Source organism: Gordonia sp. SCSIO 19800, assembly GCF_018132775.1.
In the GTDB taxonomy this organism is placed as follows: Bacteria; Actinomycetota; Actinomycetes; order Mycobacteriales; family Mycobacteriaceae; genus Gordonia; species Gordonia hongkongensis.
Genome location: NZ_JAGRQM010000005.1, coordinates 162,032 through 181,848, shown reverse-complemented (window position 1 = coordinate 181,848; position 19,817 = coordinate 162,032). Strand labels below are relative to the sequence as shown.

Below are 19,817 nucleotides of genomic sequence, written 5' to 3'. Positions count from 1 at the left end.
CTCGGGGTGTTCATGCAGATGCTGGACACCACCATCGTCAACATCGCTCTGCCCGATCTCGCCCGGGATCTCGGCGCGTCGACGTCGCAGCAACTCCTGGTGCTGACGGTGTACACCCTGTCGTTCGCGTGCACCCTGCTGACCGCAGCGACACTGGGGGCGCGTGTCGGACGCCGGCGGATGTTCGTGGTCGGGATGGTGGCCTTCACCGTGACGTCGGTGCTGTGCGGTGTGGCGACCGGTCCTGCTGAACTCATCGCCTGTCGCGGAATACAAGGCGTGAGTGCGGCGCTCATGTCCGCGCAGACCCTGGCTCTCATCGCGGCCCTGTTCGACAAGAGGCGTCACGGACTGGTCTTCGGCGTCTACGGGGCCGTCGCCGGTATCGCCGCCATCCTCGGTCCGGTGATCGGCGGCTTCCTCGTCGACGCCGACGTTCTCGGATGGGGCTGGCGCGCGATCTTCTTCGTCAACGTGCCGCTCGGCCTGCTCTCGTGCCTGCTCGCCCACCGCCGCCTACCCGACGCGCGCGAACCGTCGCCGGGACGCGTGGACGTCCCGGGCGTGGTGCTGTCGGCAACGGCGCTGTTCCTGCTGCTGTACCCGCTGGCCCTCGGACGCGAGTTGGGGTGGCCCCCGATCCTGTGGGGGATGATCGGGACGGCCGGAATCCTGTTGACGCTGTTCGCTGTTCACGAGGTGCGTGTCGACGCCCGCGGTGGCACTCCCCTGTTACGACCACGGCTGTTCGCCTCGCGCCGCTTCGCGGTCGGGCTTCTCCTGTCGCTCCTGTTCTTCAGTGTGTTCGCCGGGTTCTTCTTCACCGTGTCGATCTCGGCTCAGTTCGGACTCGGCTACTCGGCCTTCGGGACCGGGATGCTGGCCCTGCCCTTCGCGATCGGCGCCGCGGTCGGCTCACTCGCCTCACCACGCGTGGTCGCCCGCATCACCGCCCCGCACACCCTGATGGCCGGATCCGTCGCCGTCGGAGCCGGATTCGTCTGGCTCGCGATGATCATCGAACCGGCTGCGGAGACCCTGCCGGTGCTTGGCATCCTCGGTCCCCTCGTACTCGGCGGTCTGGGGACGGGTGTGTTCATCGCACCGCTGCAGGCCGTGATCCTGTCCGACACGACCGAAGCCACGGTGGGCACGGCAACCGGGACGATCCCCACTGTTCAGCAGATCGGCGCCTCGATCGGGCTGGCGGTCGTCACCCTCTTCTTCTTCGGTCAGGTGGCCGGCCGGACAAGCGAGACGGTTCCGGCGGTGAGAGCCGAACTCGTTGCGTCGCTGTCGGAGTCACCGGTTCGCCCGGTGCTGCACGGGGCGGTCGCCGATCGTTTCGCATCCTGCGCGAGCGATCAGCTGCGGTCCGCACATCCGGAGCGACCGGCGCCCGCCTGCGCGGGCGGACCGACGTCGCCGGCGGTCGCCGCGGTCGCCGCGCAGGCACGGCCCTGGACTCAGGATGCGGCGCGGTCTGTGACCGCTCGGACTTTCCTGGCCGCGCTGAGGACGACCTTGGTGATGCTGGGTCTCGTCGCCGTGGCGATCGGGGCACTCGCCGCCGCTCTGCGGACGCGACGGACCCCATGAACGCACATCGCCCCGTCTCCTCGACGGAGACGGGGCGATGTGGAACGCGTTCGATCAGGCCTGGCCGACCTCGAACCGGGTGAAGGCCTTGACGGTCACACCGGCGTCGTCGAGCAGGGCCTTGACGGACTTCTTCGAGTCCTGAACCGAGGCCTGGTCGAGCAGCACGACGTCCTTGTAGAAGCCGTTGACGCGACCTTCGACGATCTTGGGCAGGGCCTGCTCGGGCTTGCCCTCCTCCTTGGCCGTCTGCTCGGCGATACGACGCTCGTTCTCGACGACGTCCGCGGGGACCTCGTCGCGGGTGGCGTAGCGCGCCTTGAGCGCGGCCACCTGCATCGCGGCGCCGCGAGCGGCCTCCTCGGCGACCTCGCCCTCACCGGTGTAGGACACCAGCACGCCGACGCCCGGAGGCAGGTCCGACGCGCGCTTGTGCAGGTACACGGCAACGGGACCGTCGTAGTAGGCCACGCGCCGGAGCTCGAGCTTCTCGCCGATCTTGGCCGAGAGAGCCGCCACGGCCTCGTCCACGGTGCCGTCGCCGAGCGGAGCCTTCTTCAGCTCGTCGAGGTCGTTGGTCTTCGCCGCGGCCGCCGCGTTCACGATGTCGTCGGCGAGCTGCTGGAACTCACCGTTCTTCGCGACGAAGTCGGTCTCGGAGTTGATCTCGATGAGCGCGCCGCCCTTGGCCGCGACCAGGCCCTCGGCCGTGGAGCGCTCGGCGCGCTTGCCCACGTCCTTGGCGCCCTTGATACGCAGCTCATCTACGGCCTTGTCGAAATCGCCGTCGTTGTTGGCCAGCGCGTTCTTGCAGTCGAGCATTCCAGAGCCGGTGAGCTCACGGAGACGCTTCACATCAGCTGCGGTGTAGTTCGCCATCGTCGGCGAGCCTCCTTAGAGAAAGTGTTGGGACCGGACTGCGAGCAGTCGGGACTACTGAGCAGCCGGGGCGTCGGTCGCGGCGGCGTCGCCGGCCGGTGCCGCAGCCTGGGTCAGCAGTTCCTGCTCCCACTCTGCCAGCGGTTCGCCACTGCCGGCCTCGGGCTTGGCGTCGCCACTGGCGGCGCCGGCACGGGCCTGGACGCCCTCGGCCACGGCCGAGGCCACGACGCGGGTGAGCAGTGCTGCGCTGCGGATGGCGTCGTCGTTGCCCGGGATCGGGTAGTCGACGAGGTCGGGATCGCAGTTGGTGTCCAGGATCGCGATGACCGGGATGTTCAGCTTGCGCGCCTCGCCGACGGCGATGTGCTCCTTGTTGGTGTCGACGACCCACACGGCCGACGGAACCTTGGCCATGTCGCGGATACCGCCGAGGGTGCGCTCGAGCTTGTTCTTCTCACGCGTGAGCATGAGGATTTCCTTCTTGGTGCGTCCCTCGAAACCGCCGGTCTGCTCCATGGTCTCGAGCTCCTTCAGGCGCTGCAGGCGCTTGTGGACGGTCGAGAAGTTGGTGAGCATGCCACCGAGCCAGCGCTGGTTGACGTACGGCATGCCGACACGGGTCGCCTCCGCGGCGATCGATTCCTGTGCCTGCTTCTTGGTGCCGACGAAGAGGATGGTGCCGCCGTGGGCGACGGTCTCCTTGACGAACTCGTACGCCTTGTCGATGTAGGTCAGCGTCTGCTGCAAATCGATGATGTAGATGCCGTTGCGGTCGGTGAAGATGAATCGCTTCATCTTCGGGTTCCAACGGCGGGTCTGGTGCCCGAAGTGTGCGCCGCTGTCCAGCAGCTGCTTCATGGTCACGACAGCCATGATCGTCCTTTTCTCGCAGTTGTCGTCGGTACCGTCGGTACCGACCCTGGCGCCTGCGGCCGAGTGCCACCCGAGACGGCATGGGCCGTTCCGGGACTGCTCACTTGGCGTGTGTTTCTCGACTGTGCTGGTCAGGGCGTCGAAGCCCGGAGCGTCACAGACCTGAGTGCAGGCGCGCGAAGTCACCTCATCAACGAGCGATGAGGTGCGTGGGAGAGTTTACGCCGCGGCGGATGGAACACCAAAACGCCTTCGCCCACGTCGGAGACGGTTGTGGTCATGCAGTCGGAGACGGTTGTGGTGATGCAGTCGGAGACGGTTGTGGGCGGATCCCATCCGGCTTCCGCTGCGTCCAATCACCGTGCCATCCCGATCACTGCGTGTCCTCGCCGCGTTCCTGCCGACTGTCCTCTGCGTCGTCGGTCCGGGCCCGGCCGCCGCGTCCGTCGGTGTGTACGCGGCGCCGTTGTCGCCCCGGCCCACCGTGGTCACCGCTTACGACGAGCCCGAGAAGCGATGGCAGCCCGGCCACCGGGGCGTCGACCTCGCGGCCGGGCCCGGCCAGACCGTCCGCGCGGCGGGGGCCGGTCGCGTGCGCTTTGCGGGAACGGTCGCCGGCCGGCCGGTGGTCTCGGTGTCCCATCCGGACGGCGTGACCACGACGTACGAGCCGGTGGAGGCGAGTGTCGACGCGGGTGATCACGTCTCGCGGGGTGAGGTCATCGGGACCGTGATGACCGGTCATCCGGGATGCCCGGTGCCCGCCTGCCTGCACTGGGGCGCCCGACGCGGTAGCGGACGTGCGGCGGACTACCTGGACCCGCTGGGCCTGCTCGGGGCCGTGCGCGTCCGGCTCAAACCGGTCGACTGACGGCGGTCACGCCCGCGGGTGCGCCTGTCGATGGACGGCCCGCAGACGTTCGACGCTCACATGCGTGTAGATCTGCGTCGTGGCGAGCGACGAGTGTCCGAGCAGTTCCTGGACGACACGCAGGTCGGCACCACCCTCGAGCAGATGAGTGGCGGCGCTGTGCCGGAGTCCGTGTGGCCCGGTCGCCGGGCCTCCGCTCGCCTCGACCGCGCGTGACACGACCGAGCGCGCCATCCGCTGGTCGAGCCGTCCGCCGCGGGCACCGAGCAGGAGGGCCGGCCCGGACGCGTCGGTCACCAGGGCCGGACGTCCGGAACGCAGCCAGGCGTCGATCGCGCGGGCGGCGGGCTCCCCGTAGGGGACCGACCGTTCCTTGTCGCCTTTGCCGATCACCCGCACCACCCGTCGCCCGGCGTCGACGTCGCCGACGTCCAGCCCGCACAACTCCCCCACTCGAACTCCGCTGGCGTACAACAACTCCAGGATGACCCGGTCCCGCAGGGCGATCGGGTCGTCGGGGGCACGATCCACTTCGGTGGCCGCGATCGCCGCCTCCGCCTGGGCGGGGGCCAGTACGGCGGGCAGGGTCCGATGTGCCTTGGGCGCCTTCAACCGCTGTGACGGGTCGGCCGCCAGGTAGCCCTCGCGGACCGCCCACGCGCAGAACGTCTTCGCCGCGGAGACCTGCCGGGCCACGGTCGTGCGCGCGGCGCCGCGCCGGGTCAGTTCCGCGAGCCAGGCCCGCAGCAGCGGGAGATCGATGTCGGCTACCGCGATTCCGCGGGCACCGGCGAACGAGACGAGGGCGCGAGCCCCACCGACATAGGCGCGGATCGTGTGCTCGCTGCGCCCTTTCTCCAGGCGCAGGTGGTCGGCGAAGTCGTCGAGCATGGTCACGACCTCACCGCGTCGGGCACCCGAGTGCAACCGCACACGCGGCGTCGTGGCCGAATCGGTGCCTGTCCGGCCGGTGGGCTCAGCCCTGGGCGCCGACGGCCTCCTCCTCGGCCCGCAGGTCGGCCTTCCACTGTCGGAAGCCCTCCTCGGTCCGGCCGCGCCGCCAGTACCCGGAGATCGAGGCGTTGGCCGCACTCACGCCGCGTTCCTTGCGGATGTAGGCCCGCAGGTTGTGCATGACCGCTTGCGCCTCGCCGTGGATGAACACGTGCGGTTCGCCCTCGAGCCATTCCGTCGCGCGCACGGCCGCGATGAGCGGGGCGTTGTCACCGGCGAGCGAATCGTCGACGTCCGCCGCGGGTCCGCCGCGGTGCACCCACGAGACCTGTGCCCCGGCGGGTGCGTCCAGGTCGAGTTCGTCGTCGGGGCCGGCGACCTCGATGAAGACCTTGGCGACGGCGTCGGCGGGAAGGGCTTCGAGTGCGGCGGCCACCGCGGGGAGACCCGCCTCGTCGCACGCCATGAGATGCCAGGGGGCATCGGATCGCGGACGGTAGCCACTACCCGGCCCGATGAAACGGATCGTCTCGCCCGGCTCCACCGAGGCCGCCCAGGGGCCGGCGATGCCCTCGGTGCCGTGCACGACGAAGTCGACGACGAGCTCGCGGGCCTCCGCGTCGACCCGGCGCACCGTGTAGGTACGCAAGACGGGTTGCCGCTCGGGCGCCTCGTTCGTACGGATCTCCTGGAGATCGAACGGTTCGGGATAGCTGACACCCGGCGGTGCGAAGACGAACTTCACATACATGTCGGTGTCGGGTTCCCCGGACTTGCCCAGAGCCGGTCGGAAGTCGTCGAACCCCTCCCCGCCCAGGTAAAGGCGTACGAAATGCGGGCTGATCCGCTCTCTTCGCAGCACCGTCATCGTGTTCACGCGTTTCGCCATCGAACCTCCCTTTCGGGTCAACCCTACGCCTACGAGATTAGGCCACCCTTAGCTTTAGAGCGGCGAACCACCCATCCGCGGTTGTAAGGTTTTCTATCGATCAAGCGATGTGAATTTGAGACTTTGTCATTCCTAAAGTCAGACGTCGCGAGACCCGACCAGAGGTGACTCCATGCCGGATCAGCCCGTGGACCAGTCCACCCCGCGCCGCGGCTCGCGGCTCAGTGTGGAGGACTGGCTGGAGGCCGCGACCCAGATCCTGGTCGACGACGGGATCGACGCCCTCAAGATCTCGCGCCTCAGTGCGCGCCTCGGTGTGACCAAGGGCAGCTTCTACTGGCACTTCACCGACATCGGGGCACTGAAGACCGCGCTCGCCGAACACTGCCGACGGGCACAGTCGGCGGCGGCCGACCGGATCGAGGCACTGGAAGCCCTACCACCGGTCGAACGGGTCGAGGGGATGGCGCGCCTGCTGTCGGACCCTCGCCGCTGGGCGATGGAGTCCGCCCTGCGCCGCTGGGCCCAGACGGACGAGTCGATCGCGAACTCCGTCGATGCACTCGACTGCCGGATCTTCTCGATCGCGATCTCGGCCATGCGCGAACTCGGGTTCTCGGAGGCCGAGGCGCACGCACGCGCGACGACGCTCCTGTACGCGGGAATCGGTTATGTCCACGCTCATGGCCGTCTGAACGAGGCGACGGTCGAGGATCTGCATGTCATCATCGACGTCCTCACCCGCCGCTGAGGTCACGCCAGCCGCCATCGTCCGTCCACGTTCTGCGCGTACCCCTTGATGTCGAGGTGCGCGAGCGCCGCGCGGACGGTTCCGATGTCGAGGCCGGCGGCGAACGCGATCTCGTCGATCCCCACTCCACCCCGGCCGGGAATGGCGTCGTGGACCCGTAGTTGCTCGGCGTCGAGCGCGTCGGTCGGTTTCGCGCGGCCGCGGCCGATGTCGCCCCCACCGTCGGGTCGTACCAGGTTGATCACCGACGCGACGTCGGACACCAGTACGGCGAGCTCGTCGGCGATCATCCGGTGACATCCGACCGAGGTCGCCGAGGTGACGGGACCTGGAACGGCTCCCAGCGGCCGGCCGAGCTTGCGCGCCCAGGCGGCGGTGTTCGCCGCGCCGGACCGTCGCCCTGCCTCGACCACGACGGTCGCGCCGCTCATCGCGGCGACCAATCGGTTCCGGGTGAGGAACCGATGTTTCGCCGCTGTCGTCCCGGGCGGGTACTCGCTGATCACCGCGCCCGTGCGCGCGATCGCGGTCAGCAGCGACGAGTGTGACGCCGGGTAGTCGCGGTCGATCCCACACGCCATCACCGCCGCGGTCACCCCGCCCGCCGCGACGACCGCGCGGTGAGCGGCGCCGTCGATGCCGAACGCCCCGCCGGACAGCACTGCGAAACCCTGGGCCGACAACCCCGACGCGAGCGTCTGCGTGACGTGTTCGCCATACGACGACGCGGCACGGGACCCGATCAACGCGATCGACGCAGCGGCGAGGTCGTCGAGCCGGGCCGGACCGCGCACCCACAGGGCGAGCGGTTCGCCTCCGCGCGCGGCCGTGTCGGCCTGCCCCAGCGCCAGCAACGACCAGGCCGGCCACTCCGGATCGGCACGGGTCACCAGGCGCGCACCGACCCGCTCGGCGGCGTCCAGATCGTCGACCGCACAGTCTGATTCGCTCCGAGCCGCGGTGGCGGCAAGCACCGTCTCGTGGCCGCCGGGCACGGTGCGCCGACGGATCGCCGCGGCCGCCTCGACCGGACCGATGTCGTCGACGAGCGCGATGACCGCGGCGCACGGCGGTTCGGCGACCCGCGCCAGATAGGCCCAGGCGATGGATTCCGGCGACCGGGGTTCCGACGAATGGGCGGAGATCACCAGGTCGCTCCTCGGTCTCGGTACAGAAGTGACTGTGCGACATCGTCTTCGACGGGACGCCCGGACCCGCTCAGATCGCTGAGGGTCCATGCCAGCCGCAGAGCGCGATCGGCACCGCGGGCCGTCACGCGGCCGTCTCGGAGGAACAGTTCGATGGGCCGCAGCACGTCGGGCGGCAGCCGGAACCGCTGCCGCAGCGCGGACCCGGGAACCTCGGCATTGGTGCGCCACCCGAATTCCGACCACCGCTCGATCGCAGTGGCACGCGCCGCGGTGACGCGGGCCCGGACGTCGGCACTCGACTCCCCGGCACCGCTCATCAGCGCGGTGTTGCCCGGTGGGTCCATCCGCACGCGGATGTCCACGCGGTCCAGCAGCGGTCCGGACAACTTGCCCAGATAGCGCCGCCGCACGACGGCCGTGCAGACGCAGTCGACGTCGTGGGCGGGCGCGCACGGACACGGGTTCGCCGCGAGGATCAGCTGAAAGCGCGCGGGATAGACCGCCATGCCGTCACGCCGGGGCACCCGGACCTCGCCGTCCTCGAGGGGTTCCCGCAGGGATTCGAGCGACTTGACACTCATCTCGGCGCACTCGTCGAGGAACAGCACTCCTCGATGCGCCTTGGACGCCGCGCCCGGCCGGGCGAATCCGGTACCGCCACCGAGCAGGGCTGTGATCGATGAGCTGTGGTGCGGGGCGACGAACGGCGGTTCGGTGATCAGCGGACGTCCGGGCGACAACTCCCCCACCAGGGAATGGATCGCCGTCACCTCCAACGAGTCCTCGAGACCCAGCGGCGGCAGAATGCCCGGCAACCGCCGCGCGAGCATCGTCTTGCCGATCCCCGGCGATCCGGTCATCAGGACGTGATGAGCTCCCGCGGCGGCGATCTCGAGCGCATGCCGGGCCTCGTGCTGCCCGACCACGTCGGCCATGTCGGGGACCGGCGGCGCCTGCGTCGTCGCCGCCGCATGCACCGTGTCGAGCACGTGGTCACCGGCCAGCCACTGCGTCACCTCTTTCAGACTGCTCGCTCCACCGACGTCCATCCCCTCGACGAGCGCCGCCTCGGCAACGGTCTCGATCGGCACCACCGCCCGTCGATACCCCTCCTGCCGCGCCGCGATCACCGCCGGCAACACCCCGCGGATCGGCCGCACGGTGCCGTCCAGACCGAGCTCGCCCAGAAAAACCGTCGACGACAACTTCTCCGCCGACACCTGTTGCGTGGCAGCCAGAATGGACACGGCCATCGACAGATCGAACCCCGGACCGATCTTCGGCATATCGGCCGGCGACAACGCCACCGTCACCTTCAACTCGGGAAAACTGAACCCGGAGTTCTTGATCGCCGCCCGCACCCGATCCCGCGCCTCACGCACCGACGGATCCGGATTACCCGTCACCGCGAACCCCGGCAGCCCCGAACTCACACTCGCCTGCACGTCGACGACCCGCGCGGCAAAGGCATTGAGCCCCACCGCCTGTGTTTGCCCCAACATGGGCACAGTCTCACCGGAAACACACGTGGCGGGTGGCGCCGAACCACTCACACAGCCGATCTGTGGATGACCTTGCGGTTGTGCACCACCGTTCACAGCAGCCCGACTAGGCTCGACAACCGATGAACGACGGAACATTCGACGATGCGTTCGTCGGCGATCTCGACCGACTACTCCGATGGCGTCGCGACGTCCGTCGCTTCCGCCGCGAACCACTTGAACCCCACCTGCTCCCCGACATCCTCGACGCGGCCGAATTGGCTCCGTCCGTGGGCAACAGCCAGCCGTGGCGCTGGGTCGAGGTGCGTTCCGCCGCAGCCCGGCAAACGGTGCGCGACAGCTTCACTCGCTGCAATGCCGACGCGCTGGACGGTTATACGGGCGAACAAGCACGGCTGTATTCGTCGCTCAAGCTCGCCGGTCTCGACGACGCTCCCGTCCACCTCGCCGTGTTCTGCGAGCCCGGTGTCGAGCAGGGCCGGGGACTCGGCCGACAGACAGTGCCCGAGACGCTGGAGTATTCGGTCGTCACCGCGATCTCCACACTCTGGCTGGCTGCGCGGGCCCGAGGCGTCGGGGTGGGGTGGGTGTCCATCATCGAACCCGAGGAGGTTTCCGAGGCACTTGCCGTACCGCCGGCCTGGAAGCTGGTCGCCTACCTGTGTATCGGCTACCCCGCGCACGACTCTGAGACAGCGGAACTCGAACGTGTCGGCTGGCAGTCACGGACGTCCGCCGGGGAACGCTTCTTCGTGCGCTGACACCAGATCGTGACCCCACGGACCGCGCGATCCGCATGTAACTCCAGTAACAATAGTCACGTCAATCACTTCTGTCGCAAGAGTAACTGGAGGACGCGCGTGTCGAGCCGTCTCACCACGAGTGTCCGACTGGCCCTCGCCGGGGTCATCGCATTCAGCGGCACCGCGGTCGCGCTGACGACCGGTGCCGGCGTCGCGCACGCCGCGCCGTGCGGCAACGCGAGCACGGGCTCGAGCTTCCTGGGCTTAGGGTCCAGCGGTTCCAGCGGCTCGAGTGGCTCCAGCGGGTCGGAGGGCTCGTCGGGCAGCTCGAGCATCCCGAACCCGGGACCGCAGCGGCCGTTGATCCCCTATGTCGGTTCCAAATCCCGCACCGTCGGGTGGGTGACGGGACCGCTCAGCGCCAACCGCACATTCAGCCGGTTCGGTATCGGCGGCACCGATCTCGGCGTCTCCTGGGACAACGGCCGCGGCCAGACGCTGATGGCTTTCGGAGACACCTTCGGCAACTGCAACGCGCCGGGACAGCAATGGCGGCACAACGTGCTGCTCCGCACCGACGACGACAACCTCGCGAACGGACTCTCCGTCCCGGCCGGTCGCGAAGGCGACGTGACGTCGGGTTCGGTGATCGCGCCCGGTCAACCGAACTACGCGCAGGAACTGATCCCGTCGCTCGGCATCTCCAATGTCGAGGTCACCACGATCCCGACGGCGGCCATCTCTCTCCCGCACGGCGACGGCTTCCGCCAGTACATCAATTACATGTCGGTGCGCTCGTGGGGTTCGCCGGGCAACTGGGTCACCAACTTCTCGGCGATCGCCCATTCCGACGACAACGGCCAGACCTGGGTCACCGATCAGGACACGATCCTCATCAATGCTCCGGTCTCGCTCCGACTGCCCGGCGAGTTCCGGCCGATCGAGTTCAACAACGGCAAGTTCCAGCAGAACGCGTACGTCCGCGGCCGGCCCGGGACACCCGAAGCCGAGTACGTCTACCAGTTCGGCACCCCGAACGGACGATTCGGCGCCGCCTTTCTCGCGCGGTTCAAACCCACGGACATCCTCGATCTCGACGCGTACGAGTACTGGGCCGGGAAGAGTCGCGGCTGGGTGGACGACATCGCCGCGATCCCCGACGACGGCTCGGCGGTCGTCGTCCGACAACCGGTCACCGAACTCTCGGTCGCCTGGAGCCCGTACCTCGAGAAATACGTCATGCTCGATGGCGACAACGACATCACGCTGCGCACCGCCGATCATCCCGAAGGCCCGTGGAGTGCACCGAAGACCATCGTGCCCCGCGGTGCGCTTGTCGTCTACGGACCGATGATGCTCCCCAACTCCCCCGCGCTGCAGGGGGATTCGAAGGAGCTCTACTTCAACGCGTCGCGATGGAGCGACTACAACGTGATGCTGATCCGGACCGATCTGAGCAAGCTCTGACACCCGGGCTCACACGTGCACACCCTGGTGATGCCGCACCTGCGCGCGAGCCAGATCGTCGGGAGCGGCCTGGTCGAGGCGCACGCTGACGACGTCGAACCGGATCTGCGACCATCGCCGGTCCTGCGCCGCTAGCCACATCCCGGCGAGTCGGCGCATCCGGGCGAGCTTCGTCGGCGTGACCGCCATGACCGGATCGTCGTACGTGCGGCTCGCGCGGGTCTTGACCTCGACGATCACCAGGACCGACCCATCCGCGGCCACCAGATCCAGTTCGCCATAGCGGGTACGCCAATTGCGCTCCAGGACAGTCCAGCCCAGCGATGTCGCGTAATCCGCGGCCACGTCCTCACCGAGCCGGCCGATATGACCGCGGCGATCGGGGCGAGGATGGTCGGGCGCTTGTGCACTCATGCCGATCAGATTCGCGCAGAACCGATTTCGTCGACCGTCCGAAAGCGAGCAACGCCCTGATCTGTGAACGATCAGGGCGTTGTCAACAGGTTGCGCGTGGTCAGGGCTCGTCGGGCAGGCGGAGTTCCGACTTCTCGAGTTCCTCGATGTTGACGTCCTTGAACGTGATCACGCGGACCTGCTTGACGAACCGCGCCGGGCGGTACATGTCCCACACCCAGGCATCGCTCATGCGGAGTTCGAAGTAGACCTCGCCGTCGGTGTTGCGCGGGATCATCTCGACCGCGTTGGCGAGGTAGAAGCGCCGCTCGGTCTCCACCACGTAGGTGAACTGCCCGACGATGTCCTTGTACTCGCGGTACAGAGAGAGTTCCATCTCGGTTTCGTACTTCTCGAGATCCTCAGCACTCATCCTGTCAGCCTATCCCTGTTGTCGTTTGCGCTGGTGACCACACGTGCCGCGACATTACGGTACGACATGCGGTGTTGTGGTGAGGGGCCGGCGGCGTCGATGCGCGACATGTGCAACGCCGTGCTGTAGCCCTTGTGGATGGCGAAGTCGTACCCGGGCAGGTCGTCGTCCATGGCGACCATGATGCGATCTCGGGTGACCTTGGCGATGATGCTGGCGGCGGCGATGCACGCGGCCGCCCCGTCTCCCCCGATCACCGGCAGAGACGGCGCCGTCAGTCCCGGCACCGCGAAACCGTCGGACAGCACGTACCCCGGTTTCACGTCGAGGGCGGCCACCGCCCGGCGCATGCCCTCGATGTTCGCGACGTGGATGCCGATGCGATCGATCTCGGCGGCTTCGATGATCACCGCACTCCAGCTCTGCGCGTAGCGCGTCACCGAGCGGTACAGCTCCTCGCGGGTGCGCTCGGTCAATCGTTTGGAGTCATCGAGGTCGGCGAGGGAGACGAGCTGCGTCGGCTTCAAGACGCAGGCCGCCACGACCAGCGGGCCCGCGCACGCTCCGCGGCCGGCTTCGTCGACCCCCGCCACGGGCCCCAGACCCTGCCGGTGCAAGGCGAATTCGAACGTCCGCAGGCCCGCGGCACGGCGGACGGGTGAGCGGGGTGGCCATCGAGTCGTCACAGCTGTCTCACCCCTGCTGCGGATTGAACGAACCGACACCACCGATCCGCGAGAAGGGGTAGATGATGAACCGGACCTTGCCGCGGATATCGCTGACCGGGACGGTGCCCTGGTACTGGTCCTCGACGTGGTAGCGCGAGTCCTGCGAGTTCAGTCGATTGTCACCCATGACCCACACGTTGCCCTCGGGCACGGTGATCGGACCGAAGTCCGGCCCGAGACACGGAGGTACCTGGTCACCCGGCCCGGCGACACCGGGCCCGAACGACGCGACCGTCTCCTCCTGGAGCTTCATGTCGATGTAGGGCTCGCGCAGCGGGCGACCGTTGACCTTCACACCGACGCCCTCGTCGTTGCGACATTCCACCGTCTGACCGCCGGTCGCGATGACCCGCTTCACGAGGTTGTTCTCGTCCGGCGGCGCGAACCCGAACCACGACAGCGCATCCTGCGCCTTGTGCATCACCGGGTTCGTCGATCGGGGCGACACCCAGGCGCCGTTCCACGATTCCGACGGGCCCTTGAAGACGACGACGTCGCCGGGTTGCGGATCACCGAACCGGTACGTGAGCTTGTCGATCACGATGCGGTCGTTGGTGCAGCCGTCGCAGCCGATGAGGGTGGACTCCATCGACTCCGACGGGATGACGTACTGCCGACCGATGAAGGTCTGCAGCACCCACGTGAGGAGAAGGACGCACCCCACGATGATGACGACTTCGCGCAGGAGCGAACCCGAGCCGGACTTGCGCTTGCCGCGCTCGTCGGCATCGGGTTCGGCCGGGTCGGTCTTCAACCTCCACGGACGCTTGGCGTCGTCGGCGCGGTCGTCGTCGGGGGCATCGTGGGGTCGCTGTGTGTCGGCCACCTCGTCAGGTTAGACGCGTCAGCGCTTTTCCTTGATCTTGGCTGCCTTGCCGCGCAGATCGCGCAGGTAGTAGAGCTTGGCGCGACGGACGTCACCGCGGGTGAGGACGTCGATCTTGGCGATGTTCGGGCTGTGCACCGGGAAGGTGCGCTCGACGCCGACGCCGAAGGACACCTTGCGGACGGTGAAGGTCTCACGCACGCCGCCGCCCTGACGACGGATGACGACGCCCTTGAACACCTGCACGCGCTCCTTGCTGCCCTCGATGACCTTGACGTGGACGTCGAGGGTGTCACCGGGGCCGAAGTCCGGCACGTCGTCGCGGAGGGACTGCTTGTCGAGGAAGTCGAGCGTGTTCATGTGTCGTGGTCCTTGTCTGGCGGAGAACGTTGAGCAGAGGAACCTGGCGGCCCGTGGGCTCGACCGGTTCGTGCTCCGAGTCGTTGGCGTCGCAGCCGGCGGTCTCGGAGAGACAGCCCCGGACACGGGGCATCGTCGGCAGGCAACCCGACTATTGTGCCAGAGACACCCCGGGCCGACGAAATCGCGGAGCCGCTACGTCCGTGGCGCCACGATCACGACGTCGTCGGCCTGCAATGCCGAGATGGTGGCGGGCTCCATCGGCGTCGCCGCGGCGATCGCTCTCGGCGTCACACCGGCATGCACCATGTGGTCGAGGATCGCGAGTTCGGGCGCCCGGCCGTTGGCGGTGAGTGCCTCGTCGTCGGCGAGTTCCACCCCCGCCCGCTGATAGGGCTGCGGGTCGTTGGTCCCGACGACGACCACCCGGGCTCCCCGCGGACCGGTCCCGACACCCACTGCGGTCCGGAACCAACCGGCGATCGATGCCGGGACCATGGTCTGGAGTCGCTCGGCTCGCCCCCGCAACCAGGTCAGGTCGTTCGCGCCGATCCCGTCGCGGTCGGCGCGAGCCCGCGCGCCGGCCAGACCCCCGAGACCGGCGGCCATCGCACCCGCCGCACCCAGTGCCCCGAGCGGCATCATCGGCATCATCCCGCTCGTCGCCGCGGGTGCAGCGGCGCTCTGCCCTGCCTCACCCGACCGTTCGGTGTGATCGTCCCCCGCCGCGGTGAGGGCCATCCGGCCGGTGCTCGCGGCCTCGACCCGCCACGTGTCGTCACCGATCGCGGCGTTCACCTCGGCACGCCGGATATCGCGGTCGGCGATCAGTGCGACCACCGACATCTGCTGCTGCGTGTCGATCACCGTCCGGGCATACGCGTCCAGCGACGTCCCGAGCGCGCGCAGCCGTTCCGCCGCTCCGGGCAGATCGGCACCGGCGATCTGTCCGAGCCCGTCGACGACGGCATCGTGGAACCGGCCCGCGGTCGAGTCCCCCGTCGCGTACGAGTCGGTCACCGACGCCACCGCCTCGGCGAGGCCGGCCACCCTCTCGGCGAGTGCCCGCACGCGCTGGGCCGAGTCGCTCAGTGCCGCCGCGTCGGCGGTCGGCCACACCCCCGGGGCCAGTTCCTCGGCGATCCGCTCGGCCTCGCCACGCGCCGTCATGCGTCGGCCCGGCCGATACGCGCCGAGGCCTCGGCATCTCGGTCGAGGAGGTCGTCGATGCCGGCGACGAGGGCGCGGCGGTGTTGTCCGAGACGGTTCTCGACGTCGTGCAGACGATCCGTCGACGCCGCGGCCGCCGGCGAGAACCCCGTCCGGAACGCACCCGCCGAGTTCCCGGTGCCTACTGCCATGTCGACGTCGATGAGCAGCGCGGCGAGCTCGGTCTGTATCGCCGTGAGTTCCGCCGCCGCGGCCTGCAGTCGCGTCGCCACGACAGCGGCGGCACCGGGGTCGGCGGCGACCCGGGGACCGGCGTCGGCCGCCGGCGAGAGGTCAGGGTCGGTCATCGGCGACCACACTGTCGAGGCGGGCGTCGGCGTAGTCGATCGGCAGATCCGGTGCGCCGGAAAGGATGTCGGCGGATCTGGTGCGCAGCGCGGTGTCCGCCTCGGCGATCAGCGTGGTCAGCAGGGCGGACAGTTGATCCGCGCGGTATCGACGCAATGCGGAGGGTTCGATCATGATGTCCACCGCACGGCCGCGCGCGTCGACCGTCACCGCGACGAGCCGGTCGTGACTGGTCGCCCGGGAGGTCAGCTGCGACAACGACTTCCGGACCCGTTCGAGTTCGGTGCGTTGCCGGTCGAGTTCCTCGACCATGGCCGAATACCCCTGCATCGTCTGCTGGACCCCCGTCCGAGTCGAACCTCTGCCGCATCCTAGTCGGTATCGCCCGGATGGTCCGCGGAGGAGTCCACAGGGTCCGGGAGGAGATCAGGCCGGCGCGCGCGCGTCCGCTCGAGGGCCTGTTCGGTACGCCAGCGTGCCACCTTCGCATGGTCGCCACTGAGGAGTACGGGCGGGACGTCCAGACCGCGCCACGACACCGGCCGCGTGTAACTCGGACCTTCGAGCAGCCCGTCGGAGAACGAATCCTCCTGATGCGAGCGGGGATTGCCGAGTACGCCGTCGAGCAGCCGGACGGTCGCCTCGATCATGGCCATGACCGCGACCTCTCCCCCGATGAGGACGAAGTCGCCGAGGGAGACCTCTTCGACGCGCACCCGTCGGGCCGCGTCGTCGAACACACGCTGGTCGATACCCTCATACCGGCCGCAGGCGAACACCAGATGCTGCTCGGTGCTCCAGCGACGCGCGGTCTCCTGGGTGAACGGCACACCGGCAGGGGTCGGCACGATCAGCAGCGCGTCGTCGGGGCACACCTCGTCCAGGCACGGCCCCCAGACGTCGGGTTTCATCACCATGCCGGGCCCGCCGCCGTACGGCGAGTCGTCCACGCTGCGATGGACGTCGTGCGCCCAGTTGCGTAGGTCGTGGACCGCCACGGTGATCCGTCCGGCGTCGATCGCCTTGCCCAGCAAGGCAACTCGGAGCGGATCGAGGTACTCGGGGAAGATCGACACGACGTCGAGGCGCATCACGGCGCCTCGTCGAGCGAATCCGGATCCAGCAGCCCCTCCGGGGGGTCGATCACGATCAGCTCGCGACCGACACTCGGCACGATCTCGCGCACGAACGGCACGAGCACCTCACGGTCGTCGGTGGTGCGTACCGACAGCAACTCGCCGCCGGGCAGATGCAGGACCGATTCGACGACGCCGACCGCGGAGCCGTCGGTGAGTTGTACGGGCACGCCCTCGAGTTCGTGGTCGTAGAAATCGTCCGGGTCGTCGGAGGGCTCCACCTGCGAACTGTCGATGAGGAACAGGGTGCCGCGCAGGGCGTCGGCGGAATCCCGGTCCGCGATGCCGGCCAGGGACACCAACAGCCGCCCGGAATGATCCCGGGCGGCTGTGACGGTGAAGTCCCGTTCCCCGGCACCGCGCGGCAGACGGCCACGCAGCACCGAGTTCGGGGCGAAACGCATCTCGGGCTCGTCGGTGCGGACGTCCACGACGACCTCACCACGGATTCCGTGTGACTTGACCACACGGCCTACGACGAGATCCACGATGCGCTCGGTGTTCGGGTTCTCGGTCAGCGGTCGGTGTCGACGATGTCGACACGCATCCCGCGGCCGCCGATCCCGGAGACCAGGGTGCGCAGCGCGGTGGCGGTACGACCGTTGCGACCGATCACCTTGCCGAGGTCGTCGGGGTTCACGTGGACCTCGACGAGCCGGCCGCGACGGCCGGTGACGAGGTCGACCCGGACGTCATCGGGGTTGGAGACGATTCCGCGGACCAGGTGCTCGACCGCGTCGGCGACGACTGCGCTCACGCGTCACCCTCGGCGGCGGGAGCCTCGGCAGCCTCGTCGTCCTTCTTGGCGGCCTTCTTCTTGGGGGTGGTCGCGGCGGCGACCGGCTCGTTGTCGGCGGCGGCGAGCGCGGCGTTGAACAGGTCGAGCTTCGACGGCTTGGGCTCGGCGGTCTTCAGGGTGCCCTCGGCGCCCGGCAGGCCCTTGAACTTCTGCCAGTCACCGGTCACCTTGAGGATCGCGGCCACGGGCTCGGTCGGCTGCGCACCGACTCCCAGCCAGTACTGCGCGCGCTCGGAGTCGACCTCGATCAGCGAGGGCTCTTCCTTGGGGTGGTACTTGCCGATGGTCTCGATGACCCGGCCGTTGCGGCGGGTGCGGGCGTCGGCGACGACGATGCGGTACTGCGGGTTGCGGATCTTGCCGAGCCGCGTGAGCTTGATCTTGACAGCCATGTCTACTTCTCTTTCGTGTGGTCACTGCGCAATTCAGCAATCCGCCCGGACAGGCGGACCCGGTTTTGCGTCTGTAGTGGTGTGACCGTCGGGCGGCCGTGACCGGATCCGACGAACCAGCGAATCATTGTGCCAGACCGGGCGGTGAGTACCGAATCCGGTGATCGGCCTGCACAGGGAACAGCCGATGGACCGGCATGTGGTCACCCACCCGCGAGGACGACCACATGCCGAACGTCACTTCCGTCACTCTGTCGGTGTCGGCTCATCCGCCTGATGCGCGACACCGCCGGAGCCTCCCTCGACCCCCGGCTCCGACGGGCCCGCGCTCTCGGATCCGGGCCGCGGATCCGAGGTGGACTGATCCGGTTCGTCCTGGCCGAACCGTTGCAACGCCGTTGCTACGTTACGCGGCGGTAAGAAAGGCAACCAGCCACTACCGTGTGGCTTTGCTCACACGAGGTGGCGACCAGAAGACACCACTGCTACCGGGTGTCGCAACGTGCCCAGGTCGTCGCACGGGTTGTCCGCGTACACGACGAAGTCCGCGCGGTGACCGTCCTCCAGGAGGTCGGCGCTCAGCCAGGCACGCGCATTCGTCGACGCCGCCGCGATCGCACCCGCCGGGCCCAGGCCCACGTCCGAGAGCGCCTCGATCTCGTCGACGATGCGTCCGTGCTCGACGAATCCGCCCGCGTCGGTCCCGGCGAAGATCGCGACGCCGGCCTCACGCGCGGCGGCGAACACCGCCGGGGCGCCCGCATGCAGGGCGCGCATGTGGGCGGCGTAGGTCGGGAAGCGTTCGGCGCCGTCGGCGATCCCGGGAAAGTTCTCGACCTGGATCATTGTGGGCACCAACGCGATCGAGCGGTCGACGAGCTGGTCGACGAGATCGGGAGTCAGCCCGGTGCCGTGCTCGATGCAATCGACACCGGCCCCGATCAGGTCGACGAGAGCATCGGTTCCGAAGACATGGGCGGTGATTCGCGCGCCGTGCTCGTGGGCCACCGCCACCGCCGACTCGATCTGCGCGCGGGTCCACAGCGGGGCCAGGTCCCCGACCTCGCGATCGATCCAGTCCCCGACGATCTTCACCCAGCCGTCGCCTGCCTGCGCCTGCCGGGCCACCTCGGCCGCCAGTTCGTCCGGATCGTCGAGGTCGACGCCGTAGTCGCGCAGGTACCGCTTGGGCCGGGCGATGTGTTTGCCGGAGCGGATCAACCGTGGGCACGCCGGATCGTCGTCGAGCGGGTGGGTGTCGAGCGGCGACCCGACCTCGCGGATCAGCAGGGTGCCGGTGCGCGCGTCGGCGTAGGCGTAGCCACGGGCCTGCTCGATGTCGACCCCGAGGCCCGGCGCGATCCCCACGTGGTTGTGGGCATCGACGAGGCCCGGCAGGATCCAGCCGCCGTCGACGGCCGTCTCGGCGTCGGGAACCGCGGTGAGGCTGATGGTGTCGTCGGACACCCAGAACTCGACCGGTTCGGACGTGAGCGGATCGGTGCCCCGGTAGTGGCGGGCCATGGCACCCTGTTCCGGGCCACCCACCG

General features: G+C 68.8%; 24 protein-coding genes. 5 read left to right on the top strand and 19 right to left on the bottom strand.

The window, feature by feature from the left end:
• Window positions 1–12: 12 nt before the first annotated feature.
• The gene (locus KB201_RS08255; RefSeq protein WP_211538887.1) at window positions 13–1,599 is read left to right on the top strand and encodes an MFS transporter; all 1,587 of its coding nucleotides are present in this window, start codon (window positions 13–15) and stop codon (window positions 1,597–1,599) included.
• A gap of 54 nt (window positions 1,600–1,653) precedes the next feature.
• Here KB201_RS08255 and tsf read toward each other — a convergent pair whose 3' ends face one another.
• Both tsf and rpsB read right to left on the bottom strand, forming a co-directional pair.
• Window positions 1,654–2,478 carry a translation elongation factor Ts gene (gene tsf, locus KB201_RS08250; protein WP_211538783.1) on the bottom strand — a complete coding sequence of 275 codons (825 nt, stop codon included), beginning with the start codon at window positions 2,476–2,478 and terminating at the stop codon, window positions 1,654–1,656.
• Window positions 2,479–2,532: 54 nt separating this feature from the next.
• Window positions 2,533–3,354, bottom strand: a complete 822-nt coding sequence (gene rpsB, locus KB201_RS08245) for a 30S ribosomal protein S2 (RefSeq protein WP_058250093.1) — start codon at window positions 3,352–3,354, stop codon at window positions 2,533–2,535.
• A 361-nt stretch (window positions 3,355–3,715) separates the two neighbouring features.
• Between rpsB and KB201_RS08240 the strand changes: the two genes are divergently transcribed.
• Window positions 3,716–4,225 (top strand): M23 family metallopeptidase, encoded by a 510-nt coding sequence (locus KB201_RS08240; protein WP_374193902.1) that lies wholly within the window; start codon window positions 3,716–3,718, stop codon window positions 4,223–4,225.
• Window positions 4,226–4,231: 6 nt separating this feature from the next.
• Here the strand turns inward: KB201_RS08240 and KB201_RS08235 are convergent, their stop codons facing one another.
• Both KB201_RS08235 and KB201_RS08230 read right to left on the bottom strand, forming a co-directional pair.
• On the bottom strand, window positions 4,232–5,116 hold the full coding sequence (locus KB201_RS08235) for a tyrosine recombinase XerC (protein ID WP_211538883.1): 885 nt from the start codon (window positions 5,114–5,116) through the stop codon (window positions 4,232–4,234).
• 85 nt (window positions 5,117–5,201) lie between these two features.
• Window positions 5,202–6,068 (bottom strand): siderophore-interacting protein, encoded by an 867-nt coding sequence (locus KB201_RS08230; RefSeq protein WP_058250092.1) that lies wholly within the window; start codon window positions 6,066–6,068, stop codon window positions 5,202–5,204.
• Window positions 6,069–6,240: 172 nt separating this feature from the next.
• On the opposite strand from KB201_RS08230, the gene KB201_RS08225 reads away from it, so the two are divergent.
• Entirely contained in the window at window positions 6,241–6,819 is a 579-nt protein-coding gene (locus KB201_RS08225) for a TetR/AcrR family transcriptional regulator (protein WP_058250091.1), read from the top strand.
• Window positions 6,820–6,821: 2 nt separating this feature from the next.
• On the opposite strand, the gene dprA is transcribed toward KB201_RS08225, so the two are convergent.
• Entirely contained in the window at window positions 6,822–7,964 is a 1,143-nt protein-coding gene (gene dprA, locus KB201_RS08220) for a DNA-processing protein DprA (RefSeq protein WP_211538881.1), read from the bottom strand.
• Window positions 7,964–9,472, bottom strand: a complete 1,509-nt coding sequence (locus tag KB201_RS08215) for a YifB family Mg chelatase-like AAA ATPase (protein WP_211538781.1) — start codon at window positions 9,470–9,472, stop codon at window positions 7,964–7,966. The genes dprA and KB201_RS08215 overlap by 1 nt, the downstream gene beginning before the upstream one ends.
• Window positions 9,473–9,594: 122 nt before the next feature.
• On the opposite strand from KB201_RS08215, the gene bluB reads away from it, so the two are divergent.
• Both bluB and KB201_RS08205 read left to right on the top strand, forming a co-directional pair.
• Window positions 9,595–10,233, top strand: coding sequence for a 5,6-dimethylbenzimidazole synthase (gene bluB, locus KB201_RS08210; protein WP_211538780.1), 639 nt, complete (start codon window positions 9,595–9,597; stop codon window positions 10,231–10,233).
• A gap of 99 nt (window positions 10,234–10,332) precedes the next feature.
• Window positions 10,333–11,682: a DUF4185 domain-containing protein gene (locus tag KB201_RS08205; RefSeq protein ID WP_211538779.1), complete on the top strand. Its 1,350-nt coding sequence runs from the start codon at window positions 10,333–10,335 to the stop codon at window positions 11,680–11,682.
• Between the two features lie 9 nt (window positions 11,683–11,691).
• Here KB201_RS08205 and KB201_RS08200 read toward each other — a convergent pair whose 3' ends face one another.
• From KB201_RS08200 to KB201_RS08140, 13 genes are all read right to left on the bottom strand, one after another.
• On the bottom strand, window positions 11,692–12,096 hold the full coding sequence (locus KB201_RS08200) for a YraN family protein (protein ID WP_211538778.1): 405 nt from the start codon (window positions 12,094–12,096) through the stop codon (window positions 11,692–11,694).
• 100 nt (window positions 12,097–12,196) lie between these two features.
• On the bottom strand, window positions 12,197–12,508 hold the full coding sequence (locus KB201_RS08195) for a DUF2469 domain-containing protein (RefSeq protein ID WP_004572292.1): 312 nt from the start codon (window positions 12,506–12,508) through the stop codon (window positions 12,197–12,199).
• A complete protein-coding gene (locus KB201_RS08190; RefSeq protein ID WP_058250085.1) occupies window positions 12,505–13,194 on the bottom strand; it encodes a ribonuclease HII in 690 nt (229 codons plus the stop codon). The genes KB201_RS08195 and KB201_RS08190 overlap by 4 nt, the downstream gene beginning before the upstream one ends.
• A gap of 7 nt (window positions 13,195–13,201) precedes the next feature.
• Window positions 13,202–14,062, bottom strand: a complete 861-nt coding sequence (gene lepB / locus KB201_RS08185) for a signal peptidase I (protein ID WP_211538777.1) — start codon at window positions 14,060–14,062, stop codon at window positions 13,202–13,204.
• An 18-nt stretch (window positions 14,063–14,080) separates the two neighbouring features.
• Window positions 14,081–14,422 carry a 50S ribosomal protein L19 gene (rplS, locus tag KB201_RS08180; RefSeq protein WP_004572295.1) on the bottom strand — a complete coding sequence of 114 codons (342 nt, stop codon included), beginning with the start codon at window positions 14,420–14,422 and terminating at the stop codon, window positions 14,081–14,083.
• A 195-nt stretch (window positions 14,423–14,617) separates the two neighbouring features.
• Complete coding sequence (locus KB201_RS08175) at window positions 14,618–15,592, bottom strand: hypothetical protein (RefSeq protein WP_078112247.1); 975 nt, start codon at window positions 15,590–15,592, stop codon at window positions 14,618–14,620.
• Window positions 15,589–15,939, bottom strand: a complete 351-nt coding sequence (locus KB201_RS08170) for a hypothetical protein (protein WP_078112246.1) — start codon at window positions 15,937–15,939, stop codon at window positions 15,589–15,591. The genes KB201_RS08175 and KB201_RS08170 overlap by 4 nt, the downstream gene beginning before the upstream one ends.
• Window positions 15,926–16,270, bottom strand: a complete 345-nt coding sequence (locus KB201_RS08165; protein ID WP_078112245.1) for a YbaB/EbfC family nucleoid-associated protein — start codon at window positions 16,268–16,270, stop codon at window positions 15,926–15,928. Before KB201_RS08165 ends, KB201_RS08170 begins: the two co-directional genes overlap by 14 nt.
• Before the next feature lie 41 nt (window positions 16,271–16,311).
• Entirely contained in the window at window positions 16,312–17,031 is a 720-nt protein-coding gene (gene trmD / locus KB201_RS08160; protein ID WP_078112244.1) for a tRNA (guanosine(37)-N1)-methyltransferase TrmD, read from the bottom strand.
• Window positions 17,031–17,564, bottom strand: a complete 534-nt coding sequence (rimM, locus tag KB201_RS08155; protein ID WP_211538776.1) for a ribosome maturation factor RimM — start codon at window positions 17,562–17,564, stop codon at window positions 17,031–17,033. The genes trmD and rimM overlap by 1 nt, the downstream gene beginning before the upstream one ends.
• Window positions 17,565–17,590: 26 nt before the next feature.
• Complete coding sequence (locus tag KB201_RS08150; protein ID WP_004572301.1) at window positions 17,591–17,833, bottom strand: RNA-binding protein; 243 nt, start codon at window positions 17,831–17,833, stop codon at window positions 17,591–17,593.
• Window positions 17,830–18,267, bottom strand: coding sequence for a 30S ribosomal protein S16 (gene rpsP, locus KB201_RS08145; protein WP_058250078.1), 438 nt, complete (start codon window positions 18,265–18,267; stop codon window positions 17,830–17,832). Before rpsP ends, KB201_RS08150 begins: the two co-directional genes overlap by 4 nt.
• Window positions 18,268–18,720: 453 nt before the next feature.
• Window positions 18,721–19,791, bottom strand: coding sequence for an amidohydrolase family protein (locus KB201_RS08140; RefSeq protein WP_078112437.1), 1,071 nt, complete (start codon window positions 19,789–19,791; stop codon window positions 18,721–18,723).
• Window positions 19,792–19,817 lie beyond the last annotated feature (26 nt).

Coding starts and splice junctions, on each gene's coding strand:
- bluB (WP_211538780.1), top strand. CDS start 9,595: ATGAACGACGGAACATTCGACGATGCGTTCGTCGGCGATCTCGACCGA.
- rpsB (WP_058250093.1), bottom strand. CDS start 3,354: ATGGCTGTCGTGACCATGAAGCAGCTGCTGGACAGCGGCGCACACTTC.
- tsf (WP_211538783.1), bottom strand. CDS start 2,478: ATGGCGAACTACACCGCAGCTGATGTGAAGCGTCTCCGTGAGCTCACC.
- KB201_RS08215 (WP_211538781.1), bottom strand. CDS start 9,472: ATGTTGGGGCAAACACAGGCGGTGGGGCTCAATGCCTTTGCCGCGCGG.
- KB201_RS08165 (WP_078112245.1), bottom strand. CDS start 16,270: ATGCAGGGGTATTCGGCCATGGTCGAGGAACTCGACCGGCAACGCACC.
- rpsP (WP_058250078.1), bottom strand. CDS start 18,267: ATGGCTGTCAAGATCAAGCTCACGCGGCTCGGCAAGATCCGCAACCCG.
- KB201_RS08230 (WP_058250092.1), bottom strand. CDS start 6,068: ATGGCGAAACGCGTGAACACGATGACGGTGCTGCGAAGAGAGCGGATC.
- trmD (WP_078112244.1), bottom strand. CDS start 17,031: ATGCGCCTCGACGTCGTGTCGATCTTCCCCGAGTACCTCGATCCGCTC.
- KB201_RS08235 (WP_211538883.1), bottom strand. CDS start 5,116: ATGCTCGACGACTTCGCCGACCACCTGCGCCTGGAGAAAGGGCGCAGC.
- KB201_RS08170 (WP_078112246.1), bottom strand. CDS start 15,939: ATGACCGACCCTGACCTCTCGCCGGCGGCCGACGCCGGTCCCCGGGTC.
- KB201_RS08140 (WP_078112437.1), bottom strand. CDS start 19,791: ATGGCCCGCCACTACCGGGGCACCGATCCGCTCACGTCCGAACCGGTC.
- rplS (WP_004572295.1), bottom strand. CDS start 14,422: ATGAACACGCTCGACTTCCTCGACAAGCAGTCCCTCCGCGACGACGTG.
- KB201_RS08195 (WP_004572292.1), bottom strand. CDS start 12,508: ATGAGTGCTGAGGATCTCGAGAAGTACGAAACCGAGATGGAACTCTCT.
- KB201_RS08200 (WP_211538778.1), bottom strand. CDS start 12,096: ATGAGTGCACAAGCGCCCGACCATCCTCGCCCCGATCGCCGCGGTCAT.
- KB201_RS08225 (WP_058250091.1), top strand. CDS start 6,241: ATGCCGGATCAGCCCGTGGACCAGTCCACCCCGCGCCGCGGCTCGCGG.
- KB201_RS08255 (WP_211538887.1), top strand. CDS start 13: ATGCAGATGCTGGACACCACCATCGTCAACATCGCTCTGCCCGATCTC.
- KB201_RS08175 (WP_078112247.1), bottom strand. CDS start 15,592: ATGACGGCGCGTGGCGAGGCCGAGCGGATCGCCGAGGAACTGGCCCCG.